Below are 1,253 nucleotides of genomic sequence, written 5' to 3'. Positions count from 1 at the left end.
GCCCGCCGTCGAGCAGCAGGGTGAGCTGGCGGGCGAGCAGCTCGGGCTCGGCCGCCCCGGCCCGCCGGGCCAGGTCGGTCACCCAGGCCCGGACCAGGTTCTTGTGCTCGACCGTACGGGCGTGCACCGGGCTGCCGGCCGGCGACTCGGCGGCCGTGTTGATGAACGCGCAGCCGTGGTAGCCCTCCCGACGGCAGGCCCCGACCAGTGCGTCGAACATGCCGATCAGCTGCTCCCGAGGCGCGTCGCCGGCGTCCCGGGCGGCGCCCCGCAGCGCCCCGAACCACGCCTGGTCGACCTTGTCCAGGTACGCCAGGACCAGGTCGTCCTTGCTCGGAAAGTGCTTGTAGAGGGTCGCCTTGGCGACCCCGGACTCGGCGATCACCGTGTCCACGCCGACCCCCCGCGGCCCGTACGCGTAGAAGAGCCGGAACGCGGTGTCCAGGATCCGCTCCCGGGCGGTCCCGGCAGGCGTACGCGTCATGAGTCCTCCCTCGGTGCGACGGAAGTTTACAGACCTGTTCGTTCACGGCGGTCAGCGCTGGTGACGGCACTCACCAGCGTTCGGGGCTAGCGCAGTAGACAGACCTGTCTGTTAGCCTCGCTCCATCGAGCGCGGGGCAACGGCGTCGCGCGAGCACCGGAGGACGGAATCGACATGCGCATCGCAGTATTCGGCACCGGCGTGGTCGGCCGGACGATCGCCGGCCGGGCGGCGGAGCTGGGGCACGAGGTCGTCGTCGGCACCCGGGACACCGCAGCCACCCGGGGCGGTGACTGGGCCGACTGGGCCGCGTCCCACCCCCAGATCGGCCTGGCCGGTTACACCGAGGCCGCCGCCGACGCCGAGTTGGTGGTCAACGCCACCAGCGGCGACGGCTCCCTTCCCGCGCTCACCGCCGCAGGTGAGGAGAACCTGGCCAGCAAGGTCCTGCTCGACATCGCCAACCCCCTCGACTTCAGCAACGGTTTCCCGCCCACCCTGTCGGTGCTCAACGACGACTCGCTCGGCGAGCGGATCCAGCGGGCGTTCCCGCGAACCCGGGTGGTGAAGGCGCTCAACACGCTCACCGCCGAGCTGATGGCCCACCCCCGGAAGCTCGCCGACGGCGACCACACCGTCTTCGTCTCCGGAGACGACGCGGAGGCGAAGAAGCTCGTCACCGATCTGCTGGCCAGCTTCGGCCACACCGACGTGATCGACCTCGGCGACATCACCACCGCCCGCGGCACGGAGATGCTGCTGCCGGTCT

2 protein-coding genes are annotated in these 1,253 nt (G+C 71.3%); one reads left to right on the top strand and one right to left on the bottom strand.

Features of this window, described 5'->3' with window-relative positions; all coding sequences use genetic code 11:
- Positions 1–484: TetR/AcrR family transcriptional regulator (locus ACWEVO_RS36680; RefSeq protein ID WP_452311973.1), on the bottom strand; the 484-nt coding region annotated here is incomplete at its 3' end.
- 174 nt (positions 485–658) lie between these two features.
- Here ACWEVO_RS36680 and ACWEVO_RS36675 point away from each other — a divergent pair.
- On the top strand, positions 659–1,253 hold a 595-nt coding region (locus tag ACWEVO_RS36675; protein ID WP_452311972.1), incomplete at its 3' end, for an NADPH-dependent F420 reductase.

The sequence above is a fragment of the Micromonospora sp. NPDC003776 genome (assembly GCF_053605645.1).
Note: the sequence above shows the minus strand (reverse complement) of the source record. Positions and strands in the feature narration are given on the sequence as shown.